General features: G+C 65.6%; 19 protein-coding genes. 10 read left to right on the plus strand and 9 right to left on the minus strand.

Features of this window, described 5'->3' with window-relative positions; all coding sequences use genetic code 11:
* The first annotated feature begins 113 nt into the window (after window positions 1-113).
* Window positions 114-1034, plus strand: coding sequence for a bestrophin family protein (locus AC07XB_RS02440; protein ID WP_492827054.1), 921 nt, complete (start codon window positions 114-116; stop codon window positions 1032-1034).
* Window positions 1035-1104: 70 nt separating this feature from the next.
* Here AC07XB_RS02440 and AC07XB_RS02445 read toward each other — a convergent pair whose 3' ends face one another.
* On the minus strand, window positions 1105-2163 hold the full coding sequence (locus tag AC07XB_RS02445; protein WP_492827052.1) for a Dyp-type peroxidase: 1059 nt from the start codon (window positions 2161-2163) through the stop codon (window positions 1105-1107).
* A 205-nt stretch (window positions 2164-2368) separates the two neighbouring features.
* Between AC07XB_RS02445 and AC07XB_RS02450 the strand changes: the two genes are divergently transcribed.
* Together AC07XB_RS02450 and AC07XB_RS02455 are read left to right on the plus strand one after the other, a co-directional pair.
* Window positions 2369-2524, plus strand: a complete 156-nt coding sequence (locus tag AC07XB_RS02450; RefSeq protein ID WP_416048501.1) for a DUF2474 family protein — start codon at window positions 2369-2371, stop codon at window positions 2522-2524.
* A gap of 97 nt (window positions 2525-2621) precedes the next feature.
* Window positions 2622-2819: a hypothetical protein gene (locus AC07XB_RS02455; RefSeq protein WP_492375067.1), complete on the plus strand. Its 198-nt coding sequence runs from the start codon at window positions 2622-2624 to the stop codon at window positions 2817-2819.
* 83 nt (window positions 2820-2902) lie between these two features.
* Here the strand turns inward: AC07XB_RS02455 and AC07XB_RS02460 are convergent, their stop codons facing one another.
* The gene (locus AC07XB_RS02460; RefSeq protein ID WP_492827050.1) at window positions 2903-3709 is read right to left on the minus strand and encodes a family 1 encapsulin nanocompartment shell protein; all 807 of its coding nucleotides are present in this window, start codon (window positions 3707-3709) and stop codon (window positions 2903-2905) included.
* Window positions 3710-4271: 562 nt separating this feature from the next.
* On the opposite strand from AC07XB_RS02460, the gene AC07XB_RS02465 reads away from it, so the two are divergent.
* Entirely contained in the window at window positions 4272-7052 is a 2781-nt protein-coding gene (locus AC07XB_RS02465; RefSeq protein WP_492827048.1) for an ATP-dependent Clp protease ATP-binding subunit, read from the plus strand.
* 72 nt (window positions 7053-7124) lie between these two features.
* Window positions 7125-9401: an FdhF/YdeP family oxidoreductase gene (locus AC07XB_RS02470; protein ID WP_492810287.1), complete on the plus strand. Its 2277-nt coding sequence runs from the start codon at window positions 7125-7127 to the stop codon at window positions 9399-9401.
* A gap of 40 nt (window positions 9402-9441) precedes the next feature.
* Here the strand turns inward: AC07XB_RS02470 and AC07XB_RS02475 are convergent, their stop codons facing one another.
* Entirely contained in the window at window positions 9442-10329 is an 888-nt protein-coding gene (locus AC07XB_RS02475) for an isocitrate lyase/PEP mutase family protein (RefSeq protein WP_492375063.1), read from the minus strand.
* Window positions 10330-10534: 205 nt separating this feature from the next.
* Here AC07XB_RS02475 and prpR point away from each other — a divergent pair, with 205 nt between their 5' ends.
* Window positions 10535-12481 carry a propionate catabolism operon regulatory protein PrpR gene (gene prpR, locus AC07XB_RS02480; RefSeq protein ID WP_492827046.1) on the plus strand — a complete coding sequence of 649 codons (1947 nt, stop codon included), beginning with the start codon at window positions 10535-10537 and terminating at the stop codon, window positions 12479-12481.
* Between the two features lie 33 nt (window positions 12482-12514).
* On the opposite strand, the gene AC07XB_RS02485 is transcribed toward prpR, so the two are convergent.
* The 5 genes from AC07XB_RS02485 to AC07XB_RS02505 all read right to left on the minus strand — a co-directional run bounded on the left by AC07XB_RS02485 (window position 12515) and on the right by AC07XB_RS02505 (window position 20211).
* A complete protein-coding gene (locus tag AC07XB_RS02485) occupies window positions 12515-14056 on the minus strand; it encodes an efflux transporter outer membrane subunit (RefSeq protein ID WP_492827044.1) in 1542 nt (513 codons plus the stop codon).
* A gap of 6 nt (window positions 14057-14062) precedes the next feature.
* Window positions 14063-15190, minus strand: a complete 1128-nt coding sequence (locus tag AC07XB_RS02490) for an ABC transporter permease (RefSeq protein ID WP_492827042.1) — start codon at window positions 15188-15190, stop codon at window positions 14063-14065.
* 15 nt (window positions 15191-15205) lie between these two features.
* The gene (gene rbbA, locus AC07XB_RS02495) at window positions 15206-17986 is read right to left on the minus strand and encodes a ribosome-associated ATPase/putative transporter RbbA (protein ID WP_493688025.1); all 2781 of its coding nucleotides are present in this window, start codon (window positions 17984-17986) and stop codon (window positions 15206-15208) included.
* A gap of 4 nt (window positions 17987-17990) precedes the next feature.
* Window positions 17991-18977, minus strand: a complete 987-nt coding sequence (locus AC07XB_RS02500) for an HlyD family secretion protein (RefSeq protein WP_492831364.1) — start codon at window positions 18975-18977, stop codon at window positions 17991-17993.
* A 226-nt stretch (window positions 18978-19203) separates the two neighbouring features.
* The gene (locus AC07XB_RS02505) at window positions 19204-20211 is read right to left on the minus strand and encodes a zinc-dependent alcohol dehydrogenase family protein (protein WP_492810345.1); all 1008 of its coding nucleotides are present in this window, start codon (window positions 20209-20211) and stop codon (window positions 19204-19206) included.
* Between the two features lie 197 nt (window positions 20212-20408).
* Here AC07XB_RS02505 and AC07XB_RS02510 point away from each other — a divergent pair, with 197 nt between their 5' ends.
* From AC07XB_RS02510 to AC07XB_RS02525, 4 genes are all read left to right on the plus strand, one after another.
* Window positions 20409-21239 (plus strand): universal stress protein, encoded by an 831-nt coding sequence (locus tag AC07XB_RS02510; RefSeq protein ID WP_492831365.1) that lies wholly within the window; start codon window positions 20409-20411, stop codon window positions 21237-21239.
* Window positions 21240-21515: 276 nt separating this feature from the next.
* A complete protein-coding gene (locus AC07XB_RS02515) occupies window positions 21516-21896 on the plus strand; it encodes a TraR/DksA family transcriptional regulator (RefSeq protein WP_492831366.1) in 381 nt (126 codons plus the stop codon).
* Between the two features lie 83 nt (window positions 21897-21979).
* Window positions 21980-22483, plus strand: a complete 504-nt coding sequence (locus AC07XB_RS02520) for a BCAM0308 family protein (RefSeq protein ID WP_492831367.1) — start codon at window positions 21980-21982, stop codon at window positions 22481-22483.
* 121 nt (window positions 22484-22604) lie between these two features.
* The gene (locus tag AC07XB_RS02525) at window positions 22605-23267 is read left to right on the plus strand and encodes a phosphoribosyltransferase (RefSeq protein ID WP_492831368.1); all 663 of its coding nucleotides are present in this window, start codon (window positions 22605-22607) and stop codon (window positions 23265-23267) included.
* 101 nt (window positions 23268-23368) lie between these two features.
* Here the strand turns inward: AC07XB_RS02525 and AC07XB_RS02530 are convergent, their stop codons facing one another.
* Window positions 23369-26098, minus strand: a complete 2730-nt coding sequence (locus AC07XB_RS02530) for a bifunctional acetate--CoA ligase family protein/GNAT family N-acetyltransferase (RefSeq protein WP_492831369.1) — start codon at window positions 26096-26098, stop codon at window positions 23369-23371.
* Between the last annotated feature and the right edge of the window lie 210 nt (window positions 26099-26308).

Here is a 26308-nt window from a genome sequence, read left to right on the forward strand (position 1 = left end):
ACCGGTCGCGCCGGCGTTCCGGTCCTTTGCCGGACTGCGTGGCCGCACCGCAGTTCGCTCCCGCTAGCCCTGGAGCATCCCCCACCCGCGGCAATGCCGGAGAAGAAGACGCCATGATTGTGAGGCCGAGACAAAACTGGTTCCTGATGCTGTTCGTCTGGAACGGTTCGGTATTGCAAACCATCATTCCCCAACTTGTTTTCATGGGGGCTGTCAGCAGCCTGGCCGTGTTTACCCATGGGAAGGTGTTTGGCGAGAAGATCCCGCTCAATACGGCGCCATTCACGCTGTTCGGCCTGGCGTTGGCCATCTTTCTCGCGTTCCGGAACAACGCGAGCTACGACCGTTTCAACGAGGCTCGCCACTTGTGGGGCAACCTGCTGATCGCATCGCGCTCGCTCACTTCGCAGATGCTCTGCTATCTGCCAGAACATCTGGAGGCGGTGGATCGCACCCGACTCGCCAATACGCTGATCGCGTTCATCTATGCGCTTAAGCATCGGTTGCGCGCGACCGACCCGACAGAGGACCTGCGCCGCTTCCTCGCCCCTGAGCAAATGGCGGCGTTGCATGGGAAGTCCTACACGCCGACGGCCTTGCTGAATGACCTTCGCCGCGGCCTCGCCCGTTGCCAGGGACAAGCCGCTGGAGCCGACACCACGCGCTGGATACTCGACACCCAGATCAACGAGTTGGGTAAGGCGCTTGGGGGATGCGAGCGGCTCGTCTCAACGCCGATTCCGTTTGCCTATAACGTGCTGCTGCATCGCACGGTCTACGCCTACTGCGTGCTGCTTCCGTTTGGCCTGGTCGACTCGACGGAGTTCTTCACGCCATTGCTATGCGTCTTCATCTCCTACACGCTGATTGCGCTGGAGGCGATCGCAAGTGAAGTCGCCGAGCCATTCGGACTAGCACCGAACGCGCTGGCGCTCGATGCCATGACGCGCAATATCGAGCGGTCGATTCTCGAGCTTTGCGATCGCGAGCTACCGGCGGAAACGGTAGCGGTCCGGCCTTATCAATTCACATAGCCGATCTTCCCGATTGGCAAGAGTCAGCAGGAGTCAACAGGTGCCGAGCATGCCAACGAGGTCGACCCGGTCAATCGGCTTGCGATGCTGCTTTGAGCGAACCAATCATCAGGGAACCGTCCTGGCGTTGCGCCTCCGACGACAGGGGGGAGCCATGACCACCGCTATCCGCTTGATTGGCATTCGGGCGACGCTCGGCAAGGTCTTCCAGCAGCGTGGCCGATGGAATGAAGAACAGGCCGCCGGTGACTGCCCTGCTGAAGTCCAGCAGCCTGTCATAGTTTCCAGGCGGCCGCCCGACGAACATGTTCTCAAGCATCTGCTCCAGCGGCTTGGGCGAGCGGGCATACCCGATGAAGAACGTGCCAAACTCGCCTTTGCCTGGCTGTCCAAAAGGCATGTTGTCGCGCAGGATCTTCACCTCCTCCCCGTCTTCCTCAAGCGTGGTGAGCGAACTATGCGACGACGACGGCTTGACCGCTGCATCGAGCTCGATGTCCGACAGCTTCGTGCGGCCGATGATTCGCTCTTGCGCCTCGACGGAGAGGTTATTCCATCCAGCCATGTCATGCAGGTACTTTTGCACCATCACGTAGCTGCCCCCGGCGAACGAGGAGTCCTCATCGCCAATGATCGTGAAGCGGATGGACTCGGCGCCCGTCGGGTTCTCGGTGCCATCGACAAAGCCGACCATGCTGCGCATGTCGAAGTAGCGAAAGCCATGTACTTCGTCAACCACCGACACGGCCGCGCCAAGCCGGCTCATCAACTGTGTTGCGAGCTCGAAGCACAGGTCCATCTGGTCGGCGCGAATGTGCAAGAGCAGGTCACCCGGCGTCGCCATGGCGCGGCGATCGCCGGCACCGAATTCGCGAAAGGCGTGCAAGCTGGCGGGACGGGGGTCTCCGAACAGTCTGTCCCAGGCATCCGAACCAAATCCGCAGACGCACGAGAGGTTGCCACCGGGGACTCGCTTTCCCACGGCACGAACGAGGGCGCCGATATCCGCGCACAATTCACGCACGGTATCCGCGCTGTTCTCGCCCGCGGACAGGACCGCGACGATGAAGATCGCGCTACGGGTGATCGGACTGCATACGGCTTGCTGTTCGGGGATCGTGTTTGCCATGTTGACGAGTGTATTCCAGGACGAGTTTCAAGAATGGTGGAATGATAAATGACTGTTATGACTGTTATGACTGTTCGCGATAGCCGGACCGCTGTCTATCCTATCATTCAAAGGTGCCTATGCTGGGTGGATGGCCCACTTGTCTCGCGGGAAGGTTAAGTTCGCCGAACGCAAGCGTTGCTGGTCACTCCGGAGGATCAAAGAGATGAACAACTTGCTCAATCGGGCTTCAAGGTGGCGCAGCCGCTGGAGCCAGTTATTTTGGCTAGTCGGGCTCTGGGCCGCCGGCGTGCTTTCAGTCGCTTTGGTCGCGGCACTCATCCGGCTCGCGATGGGGGCCATTGGATTCAGGTCTCATTGAATACAAGGATGGACCCTGTGTTCATCGATCGGCGGTGTCTGTTGACGCGTGCGGCCTGGCCAAGGCAGGCCCTTGCGTTTTAGTGGGGAGCCCGAACATGCAGGAATTTGACTTTTACATCCATCTCAAGAAGCCGACGCTGGGACTCTACGTGCTGAAGGGGGCAGGCCTGCCCGACCTCCAGGATGCAAGTCAGTGGCAGCTCGAGGGGCATGTCTGGCAGAGCGAGCTGCCGCCCGGACTCCTGAAGGAACTGCAAGCCAACGGCCACGCGTTTCAAGAGCTGGGCGGGTGAGCATGCTCGCGGTCCTGCCATGTGGCGGAGGTGGCTACTGCCGTGAGATGGTCGACAGGCATACGCGCCGCAGGCCAGGCCATCTACCGCTCCGAACGTCCAAGCACGACGGCTGCCTCGGCGGTCAGCATGAGAAAGGTAAACGTTTCCTGAAAATACAATCGAACGGTGGCGTCGGTATGGTCAAGGTAGCCGATGGATACGTCCTGGCCGATGTGCAGTTCGAAATCGCCGCCCCGCTCGGTGAGCACCATGCCGCCGTCCATCGCTGGCGCCCAGATGATGTCGCCGTCCACAAGCTGGCGAAGGTCGCGTAGAACGGGATATCCGTTGTCAGTGGCCCCGCTCACGGCCGTGAATGGCTTGTCGCCCAGAAGTAGCCTGTAGGGCCCATCGACACCAGCACGGCGCAACTGGTCTACGGCCTGCGCCACCGCGGCCGGATATCCGCCGATATCGGGTGGAAGGTCCAGCGCGGCATGGCTGGCACCCTGAGAGATCCCCTGGATCCCGGCCGCCACATAGCCTTCGAAGACAATGTGATCCTCGGCCTGTGCGAGTTTGCGCGCCGCATCTTTCAGTGGCTGCAGGTCGGGATTGTTCGACCCACGTTCGACGCCATCCATCTCCTGGCGCGACAGCGCAAACGGGACCCGTAGTTCCACCAGCGCCCGCACATCGCGTTGGACCGCTTCGATGCCGTCGCCCGGCGGTGCGATTTCCCGCAGTTGGCCAGTGCCAACCGCTGAGAATTCGAGACCTTTCGGTCCAATCAGATCGACAACACGCCGAGCGGCGAAGTAGCGTTTGAGGGTGCGAGATGCTTCCTGCTCGATCTGCTCCCAAGCACCTTCGGAGATTGGCGCCAACTGCCGATGGAGATTGTTCATTTGAAGGCTTCCTTTGACTGGCCGCTACGCATCGTATCGTCATGCCGTCTTCGTTGCATGTCTGGTGTTCGATTCTTTCAACCGCGACCTCCTGGGTGCCGGTCGAACGCGTCGTTGCGTCGTTGCTCGAGCATTCTCAATGAACGTCACGGACCGGGCAAGAGCACAGCAAGGCTTCTGCCGCATCGTATTGTGCAAGCCGATCCCACTGTGCTCTAAACGGTGCTCGCCGCCACGCCCGGAATCAGGAACAGCGCCGCCGCACCATTCAATTTCATCCGATTTCCCTCACCGAACAGACAGAAAAGAGGGAGAGCACAGTCGACGCGCACCGATCGTTATCAACTGTATCTTTGCGCCGGCTTGGCGATCAGCTATGTTAGCCACAGGCTGATCTCACTGCGACGAAGTCGGAAACTTGCCAAGACAGGGGCAGAAGAATCAGTCAACAGCTGGATGATTCCAGTGGCCTCTCGGCCTCGCAACGCCAGAACAGCCCTGCTGCCATGCTGCATCCGATTCGAACAGTCTGAACGCTTCGACCAACAAGGATCCTCACGCCATGCCAGACCTCTGCGATATCTGTAATGCACGCCCCGCGGTTGCCCGTGTCACCGTGATGGAGAACGGCGAGCGCAGGACGCTCTCAATCTGTGACTATCACTACCGGCAGATGTTGCGGCACCAGAACATGCTGAACCCGTTCGACTCCCTGTTGAGCGGAGCAAGCGGGCTGTCCCATCTGTTTGGGGGCATGGGCGGCGAGCCTGGCGATGCGGGCTCGTTCTCCGCCGAGGTGCCGCGCGAATCCGTCGATGCCACGGACGCCTTCAGCGAGCAGACGCTAGAACTGTTGCAGCGCGCGGCAGAAAAGGCGCACGAGTTGCACCGCGCCGAGCTCGACACGGAGCATCTCCTGTACGTGCTTGCCGACAACGACATTGCCGGCGCACTGCTCAAGGAGCTCAAAATATCGGCGCAGGACATCAAGACCTACATCGACGAGCACGCGCGCACTGGGGAAGCGGCCCCCGACGCGCCGCTCGACCGGATGACGATCTCGCCGCGTTTGAAGAAGGTCTTTCAGTTTGCTTTCCAGGCGTCGCATGAGCTGGGCCACTCGTACGTCGGGCCCGAGCATCTGCTGATCGGCCTTGCCGCGGTACCCGAGAGCATCGCGGGAGCCCTGCTCAAGAAGTATGGCGTGACACCGGAAGGCTTGCGCCAGAAGGTCGTCAAGGTGGTGGGCAAGGGCGCGGAGGATGGCCGCATCGAAGGCGGCACAGGCACGCCCAACCTGGACAAGTTCGGCCGCGATCTCACCGCCATGGCGCGTCAGGGCAAGCTCGATCCGGTGCTGGGCCGCGCGCAGGAAATCGAGAGCACGATCGAGGTGCTGGCCCGGCGCAAGAAGAACAATCCCGTGCTGATCGGCGAGCCGGGCGTCGGCAAGACAGCCATCGTGGAAGGACTCGCGCAGCGGATCGTCAACGGCGACGTGCCGGAGGTGCTGCGCGACAAGCGGCTCGTCGAAGTGAATATCAACGCGATGGTTGCGGGAGCGAAGTACCGCGGCGAATTCGAGGAGCGCGCGCAAAAGCTGATCGAGGAGGTCACCGCGAAGCAGGACTCGTTGATCCTGTTCGTGGACGAGTTGCACACGATCGTCGGGGCCGGTCAGGGCGGGGGCGAGGGCGGCCTCGACATCGCCAATGTGCTCAAGCCTGCGCTGGCGCGCGGCGAGCTCAGCCTGATCGGCGCAACGACACTGAATGAATACCAGAAGTACATCGAGAAGGACGCGGCACTCGAGCGGCGCTTTCAACCGGTGCTTGTGCCGGAGCCGAGCGTCGAGCAGACCATCGTGATCCTGCGCGGCTTGCGTGACAAGCTGGAGGCACATCACCAGGTGACCTTCTCCGACGATGCTTTTGTCGCGGCGGCCGAGTTCGCGGATCGCTACATCACGTCGCGCTTCCTGCCCGACAAGGCGATCGACCTGATCGACCAGGCCGCGGCAAGGGTGCGAATCGGTGCGACATCCCGTCCGGCCGCGATCCAGGAACTGGAAGCGGAAGCCGCGCAGCTCAAGCGCGAGCAGGACTATGCGTCGTCGCGCAAGCGCTTCGACGAGGCGAAGCGCTTCGAGGAGCGCATCGGCGAGAAGCAGAAGCAGCTCGACGAGGCGATGGAGGCGTGGCAGCGAAAGACAGGCTCGGAGACGCTCGAGGTGACGGTGGCAACAGTGGCTGAGGTGGTGTCTCGCCTCACTGGCATTCCGGTCGCGGAGCTCACGCAGGCGGAGCGGCAGAAGCTCCTTGCCATGGAGGCGAAGCTGCGCGAGCGGGTGGTTGGCCAGGAAGATGCGGTGGTCGCGGTAAGCGATGCGGTACGTCTGTCGCGCGCGGGCCTCGGCCAGACGCACAGGCCGATCGCGACCTTGCTGTTCCTGGGACCCACCGGCGTGGGCAAGACGGAGCTGGCGAAGGCCTTGGCCGAAACCGTGTTTGGCGACGAGCAGGCGATCATCCGCATCGACATGTCCGAGTATATGGAACGCCACGCGGTAGCGCGCCTGATCGGTGCGCCACCGGGCTACGTGGGCTACGAAGAGGGCGGCCAGCTGACCGAGCGCGTGCGGCGGCGTCCTTACAGCGTGATCCTGCTTGACGAGATCGAGAAAGCGCACCCCGACGTCTACAACGTGCTGCTGCAGGTGTTTGACGACGGGCGGCTCACCGACGGCAAAGGCCGCGTGGTCGACTTCAGCAACACGATCCTGATCGCTACCAGCAACCTCGGGGCCTCCATCATCATGGAGAACCTGGCGCGGCCCGAGGCCGCGCGCAAACCTGACAAGGCAGTCCGCGAGGCGCTGATGGACGTGCTGAAGGGGCACTTCCGTCCAGAGTTCCTGAACCGGATCGACGAGATCATCGTGTTCAACGCACTGGCCAAGGAGAATATCCGCGCGATCGTGCACATCCAGCTCGATCGCATCGTGCGTACCGCGGCAGCACAGGACATCACGCTCAGCTTTGGCGAGGCGCTCGTCGACCATCTGGTCGACGTCGGCTACCAGCCCGAGTTCGGCGCACGCGAACTGAAGCGCCAGATTCGCCAGATCATCGAAACGCGTCTCGCGAAGGAGATTCTCGGTGACGCGCTGAAGTCGGGCGACAGCGCCACGATCGACTACGACAACGACAGCGGCGACATACGGTTCGACAAGCTCCCGGCCGAGCCCAAGGCAAAGGACATCCCGCCTTCCGATGGAACCACGTCGAAGGACGCGGATCCGGATCGTCGTGCCGGATCAAGGCCGAAGAAGTCGGCCGCATAGTCGTAGACAGCGAGGCGCGTCAAATCGGCTCGATTGCGTAGCGCCACAGTTTTCATCCATGGAGTTCATCAAATGACCAATCGACGCGAAGTGCCCGGCATCAGGGAATACGACGGCCCTGCTGGCGGCTGGGGAGCGCTGCGAGCGACGGCCCAGGCCATCCGGCTGCAGATGGAAACCATCAAGGCCCCGATCACGCTGCTTCGGACCAATCAGCCGGACGGCTTCGATTGCCCGGGTTGCGCGTGGCCCGACAAGGAGCACCGCTCCAACTTCCAGTTCTGCGAGAACGGCGCGAAGGCCGTCACGTGGGAGGCGACGACCAAGCGCGTGCGCCCGGAGTTTTTTGCAAACAACACCGTGTCATCGCTGCTGCAGCGGTCGGATTTCGAGCTGGAGGACATGGGCCGGCTGACGCATCCGCTCGTGTACGATCGCGCCACGGATACGTTCCGTGCTGTCGAGTGGGAGGAGGCGTTCGGCCGGATCGGGCAGATCCTGCGCGGCTTGCCGCCAGACCAGGTGGAGTTCTACACGTCCGGCAGGGCGTCGAACGAGGCCGCCTACCTGTACCAGCTCTTTGTGCGGGAGTACGGCACGAACAATTTCCCTGACTGCTCGAACATGTGTCACGAGCCGACCAGTGTCGGGCTGCCACAATCGATCGGCATCGGCAAAGGCACGGTATCGCTTGACGACTTCGATAAGTGCGATCTCATCATCGCGATCGGCCACAACCCGGGCACGAATCATCCGCGGATGATGGGCACGCTGCACGAGGCATCACGGCGCAATGTGCCCATCATCGTTTTCAATCCGCTGCGCGAACGCGCCCTGGAGCGCTTCGCCGATCCACAGAACTGGCTTGAGATGGCCACCTACGGCTCGACCCGGATCGCCTCGACCTATTTCCAGGTCAACGCCGGCGGCGACGCGGCCGCACTCAAGGGCATCATGAAGTCGCTGATGGCGATGGAGGCGGAACAGGGCAACGTGCTTGACCGTGAATTCATCGCCGCGCATACGACCGGCTTCGACGCCTTCGCCGCGGATCTGGAGGCCACGACATGGGAGGACATCGAAAAGGCGAGCGGACTATTGCAAGCCGATCTCGAACAGGTGGCCATTGCCTATGCGAAGTCGAACGCCGTGATTGTCACGTACGGCATGGGCGTCACCCAGCATAACAAGGGCACGGCCAATGTCCGCCTGATCGCCGACCTGCTGCTGTTGCGGGGTAACTTCGGCAAGCCTGGCGCTGGCATATGCCCGCTGCGCGGGCACTCCAACGTCCAGGGAAACCGCACGGTCGGCATCACGGAGAAGCCGTCGGAGGACTTCCTCAAGCGGCTCGAAGGCGTCTTCGGCTTCCAGCTTCCCCGCGAACACGGCCACGACGCCGTTAATGCCATGGAAGCGATGATCCATGGATCCTCGAAGGCCCTGATCTGTCTGGGCGGGAATTTCGCCGTGGCACTTCCGGATCCCGAGCAATCCTTTCCGGCGATGGCAAAGCTCGACCTGAGCGTGCACGTCGGCACCAAGCTCAATCGCACGCACCTCCTGGTGGCGAAGGAAACCTACATCTTCCCGTGCCTTGGCCGTACCGAGCTCGATGTGCAGCAAAGCGGGCCGCAATCGATCACGGTGGAAGACTCGATGTCCATGGTCCACGCATCGGCCGGCAAGCTTGCTCCTGCATCCGAGCAGTTGCGCTCGGAGCCGGCCATCGTTGCCGGCATCGCGCACGCCACCTTGCCGGACAGCAAGGTGCCTTGGCTGGAGCTGATTGCCGACTACGACAAGATCCGTGACCTGATCGACAGGACCGTCCCGGGGTTCGAAGCCTTCAATGAACGCATCCGCACGCCGGGCGGATTCCGCCTTCCATTGCCGCCGACCGAGCGCAAGTGGCTGACGCCCTCGGGAAAGGCCGAGTTCTCCGTGTACGGCGGCGTGCACGAGGATGCCGTGGTTCTCGGGGGTGAGAACGTGCTGCGCCTGATCACGATCCGTAGCCATGACCAGTACAACACCACGATCTACGCCCTGGATGATCGCTATCGTGGTGTGTTCGGGCGCCGCGACGTCCTGTTCATGAACGAGGCTGACCTGACGTCGCATGGGCTGGAACACGGAGACCTGGTCGACATCGAAACCATCGTCTCGGACAGGCCGCTGCGGCTCAAGAACATCACGGCGATCGCCTACAGCATCGCGCGGGGATCGGTGGCTGCTTACTATCCGGAGGCGAACGTACTGGTGCCGCTCGATTACATCGACAAGGAGAGCGGCACGCCGTCATACAAATCCATTCCCGTTCGCGTGACACGTGCGGCTGGCAATTGAAATTGACGATGGATGCGCCGGGCATAGCCTGGCGCCGATGCTATTCCTCGCCCGCCTTGTATTGCTGCTCGAGGCGGTCGAACAGCACCTTGTTCACCAGTCGCTGGCGTTCGCTGAACGATGCGACCAGCGACGGATCCTCGTCCAGCCGCCCGCTGTCGCGCAGCACGGTCAGCGCCTGCTGCATGCCGTGGACCGCGCCTTGTAGCGCCGCGTTCGCGTACAGCACGATGCCATAGCCCAGTTTGCCGAGTTCGTCGCGCGGCAGGGTCGGCGTTTTGCCGCCGATCACGACATTGATCAGTTGGGGTGTATCGAACAGCGCGGGCAGGCGCTGGATATCGGCGAGCGACTCGGTCGCCTCGATAAAGAGAACATCCGCGCCGGCCTCGACGAAACGATGGCCGCGCTCGATCGCGGCTTCGATGCCGTGCCCGGCGCAGGCGTCGGTGCGGCCCACGATCAGCAGGTTGCTGTCTTCCCGCGCATCGACGGCCGCGTGAAGCTTGCCAATCATCTCGCTGGTCGAAATCACCGCCTTTCCGGCAAAGTGGCCGCATTTCTTTGGCAGCACCTGATCCTCGATCTGGATGGCGTCGGCACCTGCGCGCTCAAGCGTGCGCACCGCGTGGCGGACGTTCAGCGCATTGCCGAAGCCCGTGTCCGCGTCCACGATCAGCGGCAGGTCGACGGCATCGCGCACGCGGGCCGTATGCTCGGCGATATCCTGCAGCCCGATAAAGGCCAGATCGGGCAGCCCGAACGACATATTGGTCACGCCTGCACCCGTCAGGTAGAGCGCCTCGAAGCCGGCGTCCTCGATGATGCGGGCACTTAGCGCGTTGAACGCGCCGGGCACCAGCAGGCCCCTGCGCTCGTCGACCTTGCGGCGCAATGCCGCGCGGCGGATGGCTGAATGAGATGACATGGCACTTACCTCTGGACTCTGAATGAAGGAGACCCCCTTTCAGCACAATCCATGCCAATGGCTGGATTTTTCATATCTCCAGATAAATCAATAACTTACGCGCGCACCCCAACGAGTGATTCGTGCGAGAATGTTCCTTTATTTTTATGAAACGTTTCGCGAAACGTTTCGTGGAACATCTCACACCTGCTAGAGGAAACCTCTCGTGCCGACGCTCTCTCCATTCACTTCCGTTTCGCGGCACGACGCGCATCGGCCCGGCATTGCCCTGGTCAGCATCAGCCGCCTGCAAGCGTTGTGCGAAACCGTGGCGCCGCGCTACAGCGACCGGGCGAAGATACTTGCGGTACGAGAAGGGTATGGCGCCGCGGTCGCCGCGCTGCAGGCATACGTCGACGCGGGCACCGTGGATGTCGTGCTTGCGGCGGGCTCGAACGGGGCCTATCTGCGCGATCACCTGAGCGTGCCCGTGGTGATGGTCAAGGTAAACGGCTTTGACGTGCTCAGCGCGATCGCGCAAGCCGCTTCGGCCTGGCCGGGAGAGCAGGTCGGGCTCGTCCTGCATGAGACGGTTTCGCATGAGCTTGACGATCTGCGGGCCTGGTTGAAGGTGGATCTGCTCCAACGCGCCTATCGCTCGATCGACGAGGTACGGACCGCGGTCGCATCGCTTGCCGCGCAGGGTTGCACTGTCATCATCGGACCCGGCATGGCGTGCGACTTCGCACAGCAGGCCGGCCTCGAAAGCGTGTTCCTGTACTCCCTTGGGGCGGTCGAGGAAGCCTTCGAGCGCTCTATCGAGCTGGCAAGGGTCAGCCGGCACAAGGAGTCGAAGCGCGTGCGCTTGAACACCATCGTGGCGCACCTGCGCGATGGCGTGGCAGCGTTCGACGACGCCGGGCAGCTCGAAGCCGTCAATCCCGCCATGGTCGGCCTGCTCGGGCTGGCTGGCGACAAGGATATCCCGCGTCAGCTGACGGCTGCGGTGGGGCCCTTCCTGCGCGAATCCATCAGCACCGAAGGCCCGCTAGAAGAACGGATCGCGCGCATCGGCGGGCGGGCGCTGATCGTGACCTGCCTGCCCATCGTCGAGCATGGCCTGCGTACCGGCTCGGTGGTGACGGTGCAGGACGCGCAGGCCGCGCAGCGCATCGACCGGTCATTGCGGACCACCCAGCGCCCGACACAGCTGGTCGCACGGCACAGCCTGGACGACCTGAGCGGCAGCTCCGCCGTGCTGGACAGGGTGCGGCGCCTCGCCCGTGCCGGCGCGGCGCATGACGCGACCATACTGCTGACGGGCGAGAGCGGGACAGGCAAGGAGTTGGTCGCGCAGGGCATTCACAACGCGAGCGGCCGCCGCGGCAACCCCTTCGTCGCCTTCAATTGCGCGGCCTTGCCGGAAGGCCTGATAGAGAGTGAACTGTTCGGGCATGAAGAGGGTGCGTTCACGGGCGCGCGGCGCGGAGGCAGGCCTGGATTGTTCGAGACCGCCCACACCGGGACGATTTTCCTCGATGAGATCGGGGAGATGCCGGCGGCCCTGCAAAGCCGGCTGTTGCGCGTATTGCAGGAACGCGAGGTCATGAAGCTAGGCTCTGGGCGCGCCACGCCGATCGATGTGCGCGTCATCGCGGCGACGCACCGGGACCTGCACGCCCTGGTGGCAAAGGGCCTGTTTCGCGCAGACCTTTACTTCCGGCTGAACCTGCTGCAGATCGCGCTTCCGGCGTTGCGCGAGCGGCGCAGCGATATACCGGAACTGGCGCGCCACCTGGTCAAGCGGAGCATCGCGCAATATGGCTTGCCGGACGAAGTCATGGCGCGTGCGCTGGAACTGCTGGCCCCCCTGTTCCACGGATACGCATGGCCGGGCAACGTGCGCGAACTGGAAAATCTGCTGACCCGCGCGGCGATCTACCTTGGCGATCCCCAGGCCGGATCCATGCAGGAGATTCGCGCTGTCTTTCCCGAATTCGAGCGAATGCGCCCGGAGCCGCCGGCGCTTGGCAGCGATGCACAGCGGCTTGCGCTGACCCGCGCCGACGTACTGCTTGCGCTCGAACAAGCCGGCGGCAACCGCGCCGAGGCCAGCAGGCAACTGGGGATCGGGCGCACCACGCTGTGGCGGATGTTGAAAACGGGAGGGTAGGCGGATTCCGCGCCGGACGCGCATGCATCAAGCTCAATGCCGGGCTGACTCCGGATCGCCCGGCCATTCTCCGCCGAGCGCCCGATACAGCTGCACGGCGGCCAGTGCCTGCGCCGTTTGCGTCTGGATCAGTTCGTCCGCCCGCTGCAGCGCGCCGACGCGCGCGTCCAGCACATCCTGCAGCGTGCGCTGTCCGCCTTCGTAGAGGCGCGTGGCGTTCTGGCTGTTGCGCTGCGCGGTGGCGACCACGTCGGCCAGCCGGGCGCCGCGCTGGTCCAGGCTGCTGCGCTGGCTGTAGGCGTTATCCACTTCCTCCAGCGTGCGCAGTACCGTCTGGTTGTATTCGGCCTGCGCGGCCTGCAGGCGGGCGTCGCCAGCATCGATGCCGGCCTGGACGCGGCCCGCGGTGAAGATCGGCAACTGCACGCCAACGCCCACCAGCCCGCCGGTGCCGCTCAGCGCCGGCAGCCCGTCCACGTGCAGGCGCCCGTCCTGGCCGAGGAAAGTCAGGTAAAACCGGGGAAACCGTTCCGCCTTGGCGCTGCCGAGCCTGGCAGCCTGCGCGCGTACCAGCGCGGCCATGGCGCGCACATCCGGGCGCCGCTCGATCACGTCCGACGGCACCTGCCCGGCGGGCGGCGACGGCACGAAGAACGCGGGCGGCGGCGAAAGCGCCGCCGCGGCCTGCGGCACCTGGCCGGCGAGCACCGCAAGGCGGCGTTCCCGCATCGAGATCTGGCTCGTCAGCACCGGGCGCTGCGCCTGCAACGCGCCAAGCTGTTCGTTCACGCGGTCGACATCGTAGGACAGCGCCTGTCCGGCCGCATAGCGCGCGCGGGTATAGCTCAGCAACTGAGCGACGATTTCCGTGCTCCGGTCCAGTTGCTGCAGGCGGCGCTGCAGGCCGCGCGCCGCCAGGTAGTTCTCGGCCACGTCGGCGGCGATCACCAGGCGCGTGCCGCGCAGGCGCTCTTGCGCGCTGAGGGCAACGGCCGCTGCGGCTTGCGCGTCGCTGCGGCGGGCGCCGAAGACGTCGACCTCCCAGGCCACGGTCAGTCCGGCAAGATGGCCGTCCAGGCCGGGCGAGGTATCCGGCAGGCCCGGGGGGCTGCGCAAGTCGGCCACGCCGCGCGCCGCGCGCGCCTGCGCCGACAGCGTCGGGTAGAGCGCCGATTCCGCAACCTGCCCGATCGCGCGTGCCTCCGCCACGCGCGCCTGGGCCACGCGCAGATCGAGATTGGCCGCCAGCGCCTCGGTCACGCGCTGCGTCAGTTGCGGGTCGTTCCAGTTCTGCCACCACTGCGCCAGGTCCTGCGCCGCGGCCGGCGTGCCCTCGGCGGGGGCTTCGCTGAACGCGGCCGGCGCCGCGATACTGTCGGGCACGGCGACGTCGACCGTGGTGCAGCCGGCCAGGCCGGCCGCGGCGATGCTTGCGATGCCTGCAATGAGGCCGGCGAGGATGCCGCGTCGTGGATAGGTACTCAAGGCGGAAATCCGTTGGGTGGGCGGGCTGGAGGAAAGGCGGGCGTGGTAAGGGTGGTAAGCGTGGTAAGTGTGGTAAGTGTGGTCAGGCATGGCGGTCTATCCTTGCTGCGCCAGCATGGAGCGGAACCGTGTCAGCGCCAGGGCCAGGAAGATCCCGCCCGCGGCTGTGACGCCGAGCAACTGCGGCCACACCACATCCACGCCCGCGCCGCGGAACAGGATGGCCTGCGTGAGCGTGACGAACTGGGTGGTCGGCAGGAACTGCACCGCGTGCTGCAGGGCCTGCGGCATGCTCTGCACCGGCGTGGCGGCGCCGGACAGCAGGTAGGCAACGGCATAGGTCGGCACCGCCAGCAAACCAAACTGCGGCATTGCCGGCGCGACGGTCGCCAGCCACATGCCGAGCGCCGTCACCGAGAACAGGTAGAGCGCGGTGCTCAGCGCAAAGAGCCCCATCGAACCGGTCAGCGGCACATCCAGCCACAGATGCACCACCAGCCACAGCGACAGCAGGGACGCCAGGAAGATCACCGCGCCATTGGCCAGGATCTTCGCCACCGCGATCTCGCTGGCGCGCACCGGCATCACCAGCAAGTGCTCGATGGTGCCGTGCTCGCGCTCGCGGATCACCGCCGCGCCTACCAGGATGATGGCCAGCACCGTGATATTCACCACGATCTGCATGGTCGACGTGAACCAGTGCGACTCCGTATTGGGATTGAACAGCACCGTGCTCTGCGCACGCACGGGCAGCTGCGCCTCGATGCCCCGCGCGTGCAGGAACTCAAGCGCCTCACGCGTGAAGATCTGCTGCAGGTAGCTGGCCCCCAGGCCCGCCTGGGTCATCGCGGTGGCATCGACCAGCACCTGCACCGCCGGCGTTCTTCCCGCCAGCACGTCGGCTTCGAAGCGCGGCGGGATCTCGATGGCGAAGATGTAGCGCCCCCGGTCCAGCTCCGCATCGACGGCGTGCCGGTCCACATCCACCGGCGTCTTGAAATACGGCGGCCGGATCGCATCGCGCAGGCGGCGCGAGAGCTCGGAGTGGTCGGCATCCACGATGGCCACCGATGCATTCGACACCTCGGCCTTGATGCCCTTGGCGACCGAATGCACGGCCAGCGTAAAGGCAAAGACGATCAGTGCCATCAGCGTCACATCGCTGAACAGGCTGCGCAACTCCTTGCCGCACAGCCTGGCCACGTTCTTGCACCATTGATTCATCGCGGCATCTCCCGGCTACGCTTCCTGCTTGCGCAGAAGCAGACGCGCGCCCGCCAGGTACAGCAGCGCGAAACCCAGCAAGGCCAGGTACATGGTGCCGAAGCTGCCCACGCCAAGCCCCTTGGTAAAACTGCCAAGGCTGACCAGCTGGAACCACGACGACGGAAAACCCAGGCCGATCCAGTAGCTGCTGCCCGTCAGCGTCGACACCGGATACAGCAGGCCGGAGAAGTTGACCGACGGAATCAGGCACAGGATCGCGGTGCCGAAGATGGCCGCCACCTGCGAACGCACGAAGGTCGACATCAGCAGCCCGAGCGCGGTGGCCGCCAGCACGAACAGCACGGCGCCGATCGACAAGGCGAGGAAGGATCCCTTGAGCGGCACCTGCAGCAGCACGATGGCCAGCGCCACCAGGGTCAGGTAGCTGATCATCGCCAGCCCCACGTAGGGCAGTTGCTTGCCGATCAGGTACTCGCCCACGCTGGCCGGGGAGGCGTAGAGGTTGGTGATCGACCCCATCTCCTTCTCCCGCACCACGCCGAGCGCGGTCAGCATGGTCGGGATCAGGATCAGCGCCAGCATGATGATGCCGGGCGTGATCGCGTAGATGCTGCGGAACTCCTGGTTGTAGATAAAGCGGGTCTCGATCGACACCGGCAGCGCGGCCGGGCGCTCCGGCTGCGCGCGCATCTGCGCATTGGCGTAGGCCAGCAGCACGCCACTCACATAGGCGCGCGTGGTGGCGCCCGGGAACGGGCTGGACCCGTCGACGCGGAATGCGAGCTCCGGCTGGCGCCCGGCCAGCAGGTCGCGCTCGAAGCCGGGCGGCAGCTCGACGATCAGCATATCGGCCGCGGCGCGCAGGCGCCGGTCCGCGTCCGCCTCGCTGTGCACGCCATCGGTCTGCACAAAGTAGCGCGAGCCGGAGAACTGCTCCACCAGCTCGCGGCTGGCATGGCTCTGGTCGCGGTCCAGCACGGCGAAGCGCACGTTCTCCACATCGAAGGACACGCTCCACGCCGCGGCGCACAGCAGCACGATCGGGCCAAGGATGGCGAATGCCAGCCGGAGCCGGTCGCGCGCCAGCTCCATGGCCTCGCGCCTGGCGAACGCCCAGGTCCGCGCCAGCCGCGAGCCGCCGGCATGCGCGGCTGGCCTGCCGACCGGCGCGGGGGGCGGCGCGGGTTGCGCGGGCGCAGCCGCCGCAGCCGAAGCAGCGGCGACCGCGGCGGCTGCGCCGTTCTCGGGGGTCTCAGCCTGCTCCAGGTAGCTGACGAACGCATCCTCCAGCGTCCGCGCGCCGCAGCTTTCCCGCAGCGCGTCCGGGCTGCCCACCGCCAGCACGCGGCCGCGGTGCATGAAGGAGATGCGGTCGCAGCGCGCCGCCTCGTTCATGAAGTGCGTGGAAACGAAGATCGTGACGCGCTGCCGGCGCGACAGCTGGACCAGATGGCGCCAGAACATGTCGCGCGCGCCAGGGTCCACGCCGGAGGTGGGCTCGTCGAGGATCAGCACTTCCGGATGGTGCAGGCAGGCCGCAGCCAGCTGCAGGCGCTGGCGGATGCCGAGCGACAGGGCGGCGGGCCGCGCATCGGCATGCTGGTCCAGCTCGAAATCGAGCAGGGCCTGCCCGACCGCCTTTTGCGCGCGCTCGCCCTCCATCCGGTAGAGCCTGGCATGCAGGTCCAGGTTCTGCCGTACCGTCAGTTCCTCGTACAGCGAGAACGCCTGCGACATATAGCCCACCCGCATGCGGGTACGCATATCGCCGGCGTCGATGGTCTGGCCGAGCAGGCGCGCGGTGCCGCTGGTGGCATCCAGCAGCCCGGTCAGCATCTTCATGGTGGTGGTCTTGCCGCAGCCATTGGAGCCGAGAAAGCCGAAGATCTCGCTGCGCTCGATGCGAAAGCTCACATTGTCCACGGCGGTAAATGCACCGAAGCGCCGCGTCAGCCCCTCGGCCTCGATGGCGGGTTCGTCGCCATCCGGCGGGCGGGGCGGGATCACCAGTCCCGTGGCATCGCCGCGCCGGGCCGCCGGCAGCAGCGAGATATAGGCCTGCTCCAGGTCGCCGGTGCCCGCGCGCGCCAGCACATCGGCGGTACGGTCGCACACCAGCACCTTGCCGGCATCCATGGCCACCAGATGCTCGAAGCGCTGCGCCTCCTCGATATACGCGGTGGCAACGATCACCGTCATATTGCTGTGCTCGGCGCGCAGGTCCTCCACCAGGGTCCAGAACTGCCGCCGCGACAGCGGGTCCACCCCCGTGGTGGGCTCGTCGAGAATCAGCAGGTCCGGGTTGTGGACCAGTGCGCAGCACAGGCCCAGCTTCTGCTTCATGCCGCCCGAGAGCTTGCCCGCCGGACGGTCCGGGAAAGGCGCCAGGCCGGTGGCCGCGAGCAGGCGCTCGATGCGCTGGCGCCGCTGCGTGCCGCCCAGGCCGAACAGCCGGGCAAAGAAGTCCACGTTCTCGTAGACCGACAGCGTCGGGTACAGGTTGCGTCCCAGCCCCTGCGGCATGAACGCCACGCGCGGCAACAGCGCCTCGCGCGCTTGCCGGTCACGCAAGTCCGCGCCCAGCACGGTGGCATGGCCCTGTTGGATACGCTTGACGCCTGCAATCACGCCGAGCAGCGTCGATTTACCGACGCCATCGGGGCCGATCAGGCCGATGGTGGCATTGCCGGGCAGCGTGAGCGACACATTGTCCAGGGCCACGCTGGCGCCGTAGCGGTGCGACAAGCCATCGATCCGGATGGCCGCGGCACCGTCGGGGTGCGGACTCGGCATGGCGTCAGGCCGGCTGCCGGGGCAGCGTCAGCGCGGCGGGCCAGGGCTGCCTGGCATCCAGGCGCACAAAGCCATCGCCCGTCATGCCGGCCTTCAGTTTGGCCGCGTAGCGCTGGGCAACCTCGGGCGCCAGCTGCAGCTTGACGCGATACATCAGCTTGGCCCGCTCGGCATCGGTCTCGACATACTTGGGGGTGAACTGCGCCTCGCTGGCCACAAAGCTGACGCGGGCCGGGATCGGTTCGTCCTTCATTGCGTCCAGCACGATGCGCGCCTCGTCGCCGATAGCCAGCTTGCCGGCAGCACCCGCGGGCAGGAACACTGTGAAATACATATCGGCCAGGTTCAGCAGCGACGCCACGCGGCCGCCCGCCGGCAGCACCGTGCCGACCTCGATCACGCGATACTCCACACGCCCGGCCACCGGGGCACGGATGGTTGCCTCATCCTGCAGGATCTTCAGGCGGGCAATCTGGGCATCGGCCTCCGCGATCGCCGCGTTAGCCTCGCCAAGCGCGGCGCGCGCGCCGGTCACGCCCGCGCTCTCGCCATCCAGGCCAAGCTGCCGGCGATCGCGCTCGACGGCAGAAATCTGGCGGTCCTGGTAGAGCTTGACCGCCTCGGTCAACTCCAGCCGCGCCAACCGCTGGCGGCTCGCGCGCCCCTCGATCTCCGCCTGCGCGCGCGACGCCGCCTGCACGGCACGCTCGCGGGCTGCGGTGGCAAGGCTGAGTTGAGTCAATAATTCGGCGTCATCCTGCCGGGCCACCACGGCGCCCGCAGCCAGGGCATCGCCCTCGCGAACCGGCAGATCGATGACGCGGCCCGGATACTTCACCGCCACGTCGAGGCGGCCGATCTCCATGCGCCCATTGCTGTGGGCCACATAAGCCGGCCACGGGTCGCGCTGGCTGCCAAGCCACCACACGGCGGCTCCAATGGCGCCAGCAACGAACAATACCGCTATACCCCAGCCTGGTTTGAGTTTCATCGGCTACCTGTGCACCTGTGCGCTGAATGATGGAATGCCGCCGGGCGCGCCAGGGGGTTCAGGGTGTCGGGCAAAGGGGGGAAGGGGAGACGACAAAGACAGACCTTGATCCGCGGGGCGACGGCGTAGGGTCCAATGCTATCCGGCGGGGTGGGGCGTGGACTTGATCTAGCGCAAGTTGGTGCCGAAGGGGGCACTTTTTGGAGGGGGAGTTCTAATTAGGCGATTAAGCGATGCGCAGTACCGCCGCGCCGGCCAGGCGGCCCGCGCGCAGGTCGGCCAGCGCGGCATTGGCCTGCTCCAGCGGATAGACCGTGGTGGTGGTGCGCAGCGGCGTGGCCTGGGCGATCCGCATCAGTTCCAGCCCGTCGTCGCGCGTGAGGTTGGCCACCGACACGATCGACCGCTCCTCCCAGAGCAGGCGATAGGGGAAGGCCGGAATATCGCTCATGTGGATGCCACCGCAAACCACGGTGCCGCCCTTGGCGACGGCTTGCAGCGCCATCGGCACCAGCGCACCCACCGGCGCGAAGATCAGCGCGGCATCGAGCGGCTGCGGTGCGGGCTGGTCGCTTGGACCGGCCCAGCACGCCCCGGTGTCACGCGCGAACTGGCAGGCGGCGGTGTCGCCGGGGCGCGTGAAGGCAAAGATCTCGCGCTGCTGGGCGACGGCGATCTGCGTCACCAGGTGGGCCGCGGCGCCAAATCCGTAAATGCCGATAGACCGGACCTTGCGGGCGTCCCCCGCCATGCGCAGCGTGCGGTAGCCAATCAGGCCCGCACACAGCAAGGGCGCCGCATGCTCGTCGTCGTAGTGCTCCGGGATGGGGAAGCAAAAGCGGCTGTCGGCCACTACGTACTCGGCGTAGCCGCCGTCGCGCGTATAGCCGGTGAACTGCGGCGTATCGCACAGGTTTTCGCGACGCGCCGCGCAATAGCCGCAGTGCCCGCAGGTCTGCCCGAGCCACGGCACGCCGACCCGGTCGCCCGGGGCAAGGCCCGTCACGCCTGCGCCACAGGACTCGACCCTGCCAACGATTTCGTGTCCGGGAATGAGGGCGGCTTTCGGGTGCGCGAGTTCGCCGTCGACAATGTGCAGGTCGGTGCGGCAGACGCCGCAGGTGCTCACCGCGATACGCACTTCGCCTGGGCCGGGGTCTGGCACGGGGACGCGCGCCAGGCGCAAGGCCGGCCCGGTGCCGTCGAAAATCATGGCGCGCATCGTCTCGTGCATGGTGACGTCCTCGGCGGTGCCCAGCATTTAGCCTAGGTCACGCTGACGGTTGCCGCTTGATCCGTATCCATGGCGTACGCGAGGCGCCAGCCCCTGTGCAGAAGGTATCGGCTTGACCTGAGTCAATAGCCACGTCCAAACGCTGCCTAGACTGGATTCAGGCTCCCAAACCCAAACCTAAACCGCACAGGAATGTTATGGAATACGCCAGCATCATGGTCCACCTGGACACCAGCCCACGCGCGCTGGACCGGCTTGAAATCGCTGCCCGGCTCGCCGTGGCACGCCATGCCCGGCTGATCGGGCTGTTTGCCGGCTTTATGCCGGATGTCGCCTGGTTTTACCTGATGGAGGGTGCCGCGACCTATATCAACGAGGACCGCCAGCGGCGCAGTGAGGCGCGCGAGGCGGTGCACCGGCGCTTCCTGGCGGCAACGCAGGACCTGGGGATCGAAACCGAGTGGCGGGCAGTGGATGGCGATCCGTTGATGATGGCGCTGCGCGAAGTGCGCGAGGCCGACCTTGTGGTTGTCGGGCAATACGATCCGGCCGACCCAGACAGCTTTGTCGCGACCCAGTTCCTGGAAACCCTCATCCTCGACGGTGGCAGGCCGGTTCTTGTCATTCCATTCGCAGGCCAGTTCGCTGTCCCCGGCGCACGTGTCATGGTGGCTTGGAACGGCGGACGCGAGGCCACGCGCGCCTTGCACGACGCCATGCCCTTGATCTGCGGCGGGCAGGCCAAGGTGCTTTGCGCGCAAGGTACCGGCGCGCGGCCCGATGCGAGCCTGCCGGGCCATGCCATGGCCGCGCTGGCAAGCCATGGCGTCCAGGCAGAGTTTGAACACTGCCAGGAAGGATCGGACATCGCCATCGGGGAAACCTTGCTCTCGCGCGCGGCGGATTTTGGCGCCGATCTGGTGGTGATGGGCGCCTACGGGCGCGGCCGCCTGCGCGAGTTGGTACTGGGTGGCGTCACCAGGGCTTTGCTGGACACCATGACGGTGCCCGTCCTGATGTCACACTAGTCACATTAACTGCCGGCATGGCGCGGGCGCGATATCCGCGCCCGCGCGCACCATGGCTGCGGCCGGCTCCGCGCATGGCCGGAAGTGAGATTGACGCAGATCATGCTAACCGGCAACCACCCACCTATATTGAAGCTTGAAGCGGAACGAGGGTTCAGCGCGCCACGCCGCAGGCACTTCGTGCCGGCGGCCCATCACTTGATCTGGCGCAAGCGGCCTGCCCGATGTCATCGCATCATGGATGTGGATCCACCTTGCCGCGCCCGGGAGTCGACGATGTCCGATTTAACGAAAGAGCAGCTCTCCAGCCTCGTCGCCTTGCTGGACAGCAGAGAGCAGAGAATCCGTGGCCAGATGGACGCCGCAGCCGTTTCCCGTACTGTGTCCGCCGAGCGCGAAGCGAACGACGACGCGGATCTCGCTGAGCATGGCACCGAGGAGCGCATGGACGATGCCGTGGCCGAACACTACCGCATGGAACTGGCCGACATAGCGGTGGCGCGCAAGCGGATCGCCAGGCTCAGCTACGGCGTGTGCGTGGACTGCGGCGAGCCCATTCCTTATCCGCGCCTGCAAGCGTATCCCACGGCCAAACGCTGCACCCCGTGCCAGCGCAAGCACGAGCACATGTTCGGGGCGCCGAGCGGTATGCGATGAGCATGGGCGGGCTCGCCAGGTGAGTCCGCAATACTGCAGGCAGGCCGCGTGGGCGCTGCCCGATTCGATTTCAGGAGCCAGACATGAAAGTCCGTGAGCGTTCGAGCCAGGTCAGGCCGGCCCGTTGGGACCGGCTTCCCCAGGATCCCATCCACGATGCCTACAAGCAGCCGGAGCAGGCGCCCGCCATCGCTTCCTGTCCCGCTTGCCACGCGGTCCTCCTGAAAGGACGTTGGCAATGGCGGGCCGTGCCGCCCGGCGCCAAGGCGCTGATGTGCCCGGCCTGCCACCGCATCGCCGACCATGTGCCCGCGGCGCAGTTGACGCTGGATGGGGCGTTCCAGCGGGAGCACCGGGATGAGATTCTCGGGCTGGTGCGGCACCGCGAAGCCCTGATGAGAGAGAGTCATCCGATGGAGCGCATCATGGCGACGCAGACTCAGGAGGATCGCATCACCATCACGACCACGGGCTTTCACCTGGCACGCGATATCGGCTCTGCCGTGCATCATGCGTATCGTGGCAAGCTGGAAATCGACTATTCCGACGCCGACGAGACCCTGTATGTTCATTGGCACCGCGCTTGAGGACCGTCATGGCGCGCATTGGGGGCCGTCCAGTCTGACAGACACCTCGCCTTACGGCGTCGATGGAAGTCGCTAGCCGGCTAGCCAGCTAGCTGGTCCCTCACCGGCAAAAGGTGATGTCATGACTTTCCAGGACAGGAACGAGGCCGCCGAGCGGCTAGCCGAAGCGCTCTCCGGGTACGGCGACGCCCATCCCCTTGTGCTGGCCATTCCACGGGGTGGCGTGCCGATGGGCAAGATACTCGCCGACCGGCTCGGCGGCGAACTGGACGTGGTCCTGGTCAGGAAGCTAGGGGCGCCATTCGACCGCGAGATGGCGGTCGGCGCGGTCGATGAAAGCGGCTGGGTCTACGTGACGCCCTACGCGGCACGAGTTGGCGCCGACTCCAGCTATCTCAACCAGGAGCGCAACGAACAGCTTGCATTGCTGCGCCGCCGCCGCAAGCAATACACGCCGGGGCGCGCCGCGCGTGCGCTGGACGGGCGCACGGTGATCGTGGTGGACGATGGGCTTGCCACGGGCGCCACCATGATTGCCGCATTGCATGCCGTGCGGCAGCAGAATCCTGCCCGGCTGGTATGCGCTGTGCCCGTGGCCGCGCCGGCTTCGCTCGCCGAGGTGCGGCGTTACGCGGACGAGGTGGTCTGCCTGCGATCGCCGGCCAATTTTTCCGCTGTCGGTGAGCATTATCGGGAGTTTCCGCAGGTTGAGGATGAGGAAGTGGTGGCTTGCCTGGAGGGCGATCCGGGGCAGCACGGGGTGGGGCGTTTGGCGGGACGGTAGTAGGGGTGGGCGTTCTGGAGGCGGTGCTTTTGGTCTTTTCCGGCTGCTGCCAGCCTCTGGCAGCCTGGCCAGTTAGGGAAAGGCGGGCGGCTAGCGCAATGTCATGGCCCATTGCCTGAGTTCGACCCCGTCAGCAAGAGGCGGAGTTCCACGCCGTCGCTGGCAGGCTGGCCAGTGCGCAGAACGTGGATACCGCTGCTTTCGGCGAGCCTGAGCATCGCCCTGTTGGTTGCCAGCGTGGTCCCGACCAGCTCCCGCGTGCCGCGTGCGCGGCAGTAGGCCACCATCTTGCCCAGCAGCAGGCTGCCGATGCCCTGGCGCTTGCAATCGGAGCGCACCGCCACGGCGAACTCAGCGCGCAGGTTGTCGGGGTCGGCTACGGCCCGCACTTCGCCCAGGATGGCCGGCTGCTCGCCGGTTGCCGCGCCGACGGCGACGAATGCCATCTCACGGGCGTAATCGATCTGGGTCATGCGTGCGAGTTGGCTGTGCGGCGGCTGGCGGATCATGCAGAAGAAGCGCATGCGGATGTCATCCGGGGTCATGGCGGCAAAGAAGGCCTGGTAGGCGGGCTCGTCTTCGGGATGCACCGGGCGCAATAGCAACGGTGCGCCGTGCCACGCCACGGTCTCCTCCAGTTCCTTGGGATAGGGCCGGATGGCAAGGCGGGCGGCGCCTGGCTGCGTAGCCGCCGCCACGCCGATGCGCGTGTCCAGGGCCAGCACGCCCGCGCCGTCGGCCAGCAGCGGATTGATATCGAGTTCGGTGATTTCCGGCAGGTCGCATAGCAGTTGCGACAGCCGGATCAGGACCTGGTATAGGGCGTCATGGCAGATCGGCGGCTGGTCCCGATAGCCTGCAAGCAGCTTCGCAACGCGCGTGCGGGCGACAAGATCCCTTGCCAGGTTGACATTCAGCGGCGGCAGGGCGATGGCACGGTCGGCGATGCACTCGGCGGCGGTACCCCCGTGTCCAAACAGCACCACAGGGCCAAACACCGGATCGGTGGTAGCGCCCAGGATCAATTCGAAAGCACCCGGCCGGCTGATCATGCGCTGCACCGTGAAGCCATCCAGGCGCGCCCCGGGCCGTTCGCTGCGAATGCGGGCCTCCATGCGCTCCAGGGCATGCCGTACCTGGCCGGCAGACTGCAGGTCCAGTGCCACGCCACCGACATCGGACTTGTGCGTAATGTCCCGCGACAGAATCTTGGCGACAACCGGAAAGCCGACGCCTTCGGCAGCGGCGACGGCGGCATCGATGTCGGCAGCGGTCCGGGTTTCCACCACAGGGATGCCATAGGCGGTCAGGACCGTGCGGGCTTCGGGCTCAGTCAGCATCGAACGGCCGGTGGTAAGCGCGTCGCGGATGCACTGTCGCGCACGTTCGCTGTCGGGCTCGGCGCCGGCCGGAACCGATGGCGGCGTCTCCATCAGCAGTTCCTGGTTGTGGCGGTAGGCCACGGTCTGCAGGAAGCCGCGCACGGCCTGTTCCGGCGTGTCGTAGGTGGGAAGGCCCGCATGCCGGCAGATCTGGCGGGCGCGGGTCACCGAGTCGCCGCCGAGCCAGCTTGTGAAGACGGGGCGCGATAGCGTCGACGGTGTGGCCGGCGCAGTTGGCGTGATGGCGCTGGTGAGGGCAATGGCGATGTCGCTGCTTGGCACGATCGCCGTGGGCGCGTGGATCATCAGGATCGCATCGCTGCCGGGGTCCGCCGCAAGTCGCTTCAAGGTGTCGACGTAACGTTCGACGGGAGCGTCCCCAACGATGTCGACGGGGTTCCCGTGCGACCAGGTGGGTGGCAAGGCCGCGTCCAGCAGCTTCAGCGTGGCGTCTCCCAGGGTGGCCAGATGGCCGCCGCCAAGAATCAAGGCATCGGTGGCCATCACGCCAGCGCCGCCGCCGTTGGTCATGATCGCCAGTCGATCGCCGGCGAGCGCTCGCGCGCGAGCGAGCGTTTCCACTGCGTCGAACATCTCTTCGGTGGTGCCCACGCGCAACATGCCGGCCCGGCGGATCGCCGCGTCGTAGATATCGTCGGCGCCTGCCAGGGCACCGGTATGCGAGGTTGCCGCTTTCGCGCCTTCTGGCACCCGGCCGGCCTTGATGATCAGCACTGGCTTGTTGCGGGCAGCCGCGCGCGCGGCGGACATGAACTTGCGCCCGGACCTGACCGCTTCCACATAGAGCAGGATCGCCTGGGTGCCCGGGTCGCTGCCGAGATAGTCGAGCACGTCCGCCACGTCGACGTCGGCGCTGTCCCCGAGCGAGACGAAGTGAGAAAAGCCGATTTGGCGCGATCTTGCCCAGTCCAGCACCGCCGTGGTCAGGGCGCCGGACTGCGAGACGAAGGCCAGCTTGCCGGGCAGGGGGGGCGCGTGCGCAAAGCTGGCGTTCAACCCCAGGCCTGGCACGAGCAGCCCCACGCAGTTGGGACCAAGGATGCGCAGCAGATATGGCCTGGCGGCGCCAAGCATTGCATCCTGCTGGGTTTGCCCGCCCGCGCCATCCGCTCGCGCCATGCCCGCGGTAAGGACCACGGCGGCCAGGGTGCCACGTTCGCCCAGTTCGGCGATCAGGCCCGGCACCGTATCGGGCGGCGTGCAGATCACTGCCAGTTCGGGCGCATCGGGCAGCGCGGCGACGCAGCGATAGCAAGGCCGACCTTCCAGCGCACGGTACTTTGGGTTCACCGCATACACCGGGCCGGCGAAGCCGCTGGCACGGAGGTTGGCAAACACGGTGGCCCCTACGCTGTGCGGTCGTGCGGACGCGCCGATCACCGCGACCGAGCGCGGATGAAACAGATGTTCCAGGTTACGAATACTCATCGTGCTCGGGGTCGTCGGGGTGGGTGGGGGCGCCAGTTCCGTATCCGGCTGCGAGGCGGGCTGCAAGGCGGGCTGCGCGTCAGGCCGGATGCGCCATCGCGTGGACGCCAATATGCCAGCATTGTTCAGCTTGGGGGCATCGGTCTTGATGCAGGACAAGGATGCTGCCGATCGGGCAGCAGAGGTATCAATGGACCGGGATTTCCAAAG

This window comes from Cupriavidus sp. GW821-FHT02F09, from assembly GCF_059421605.1.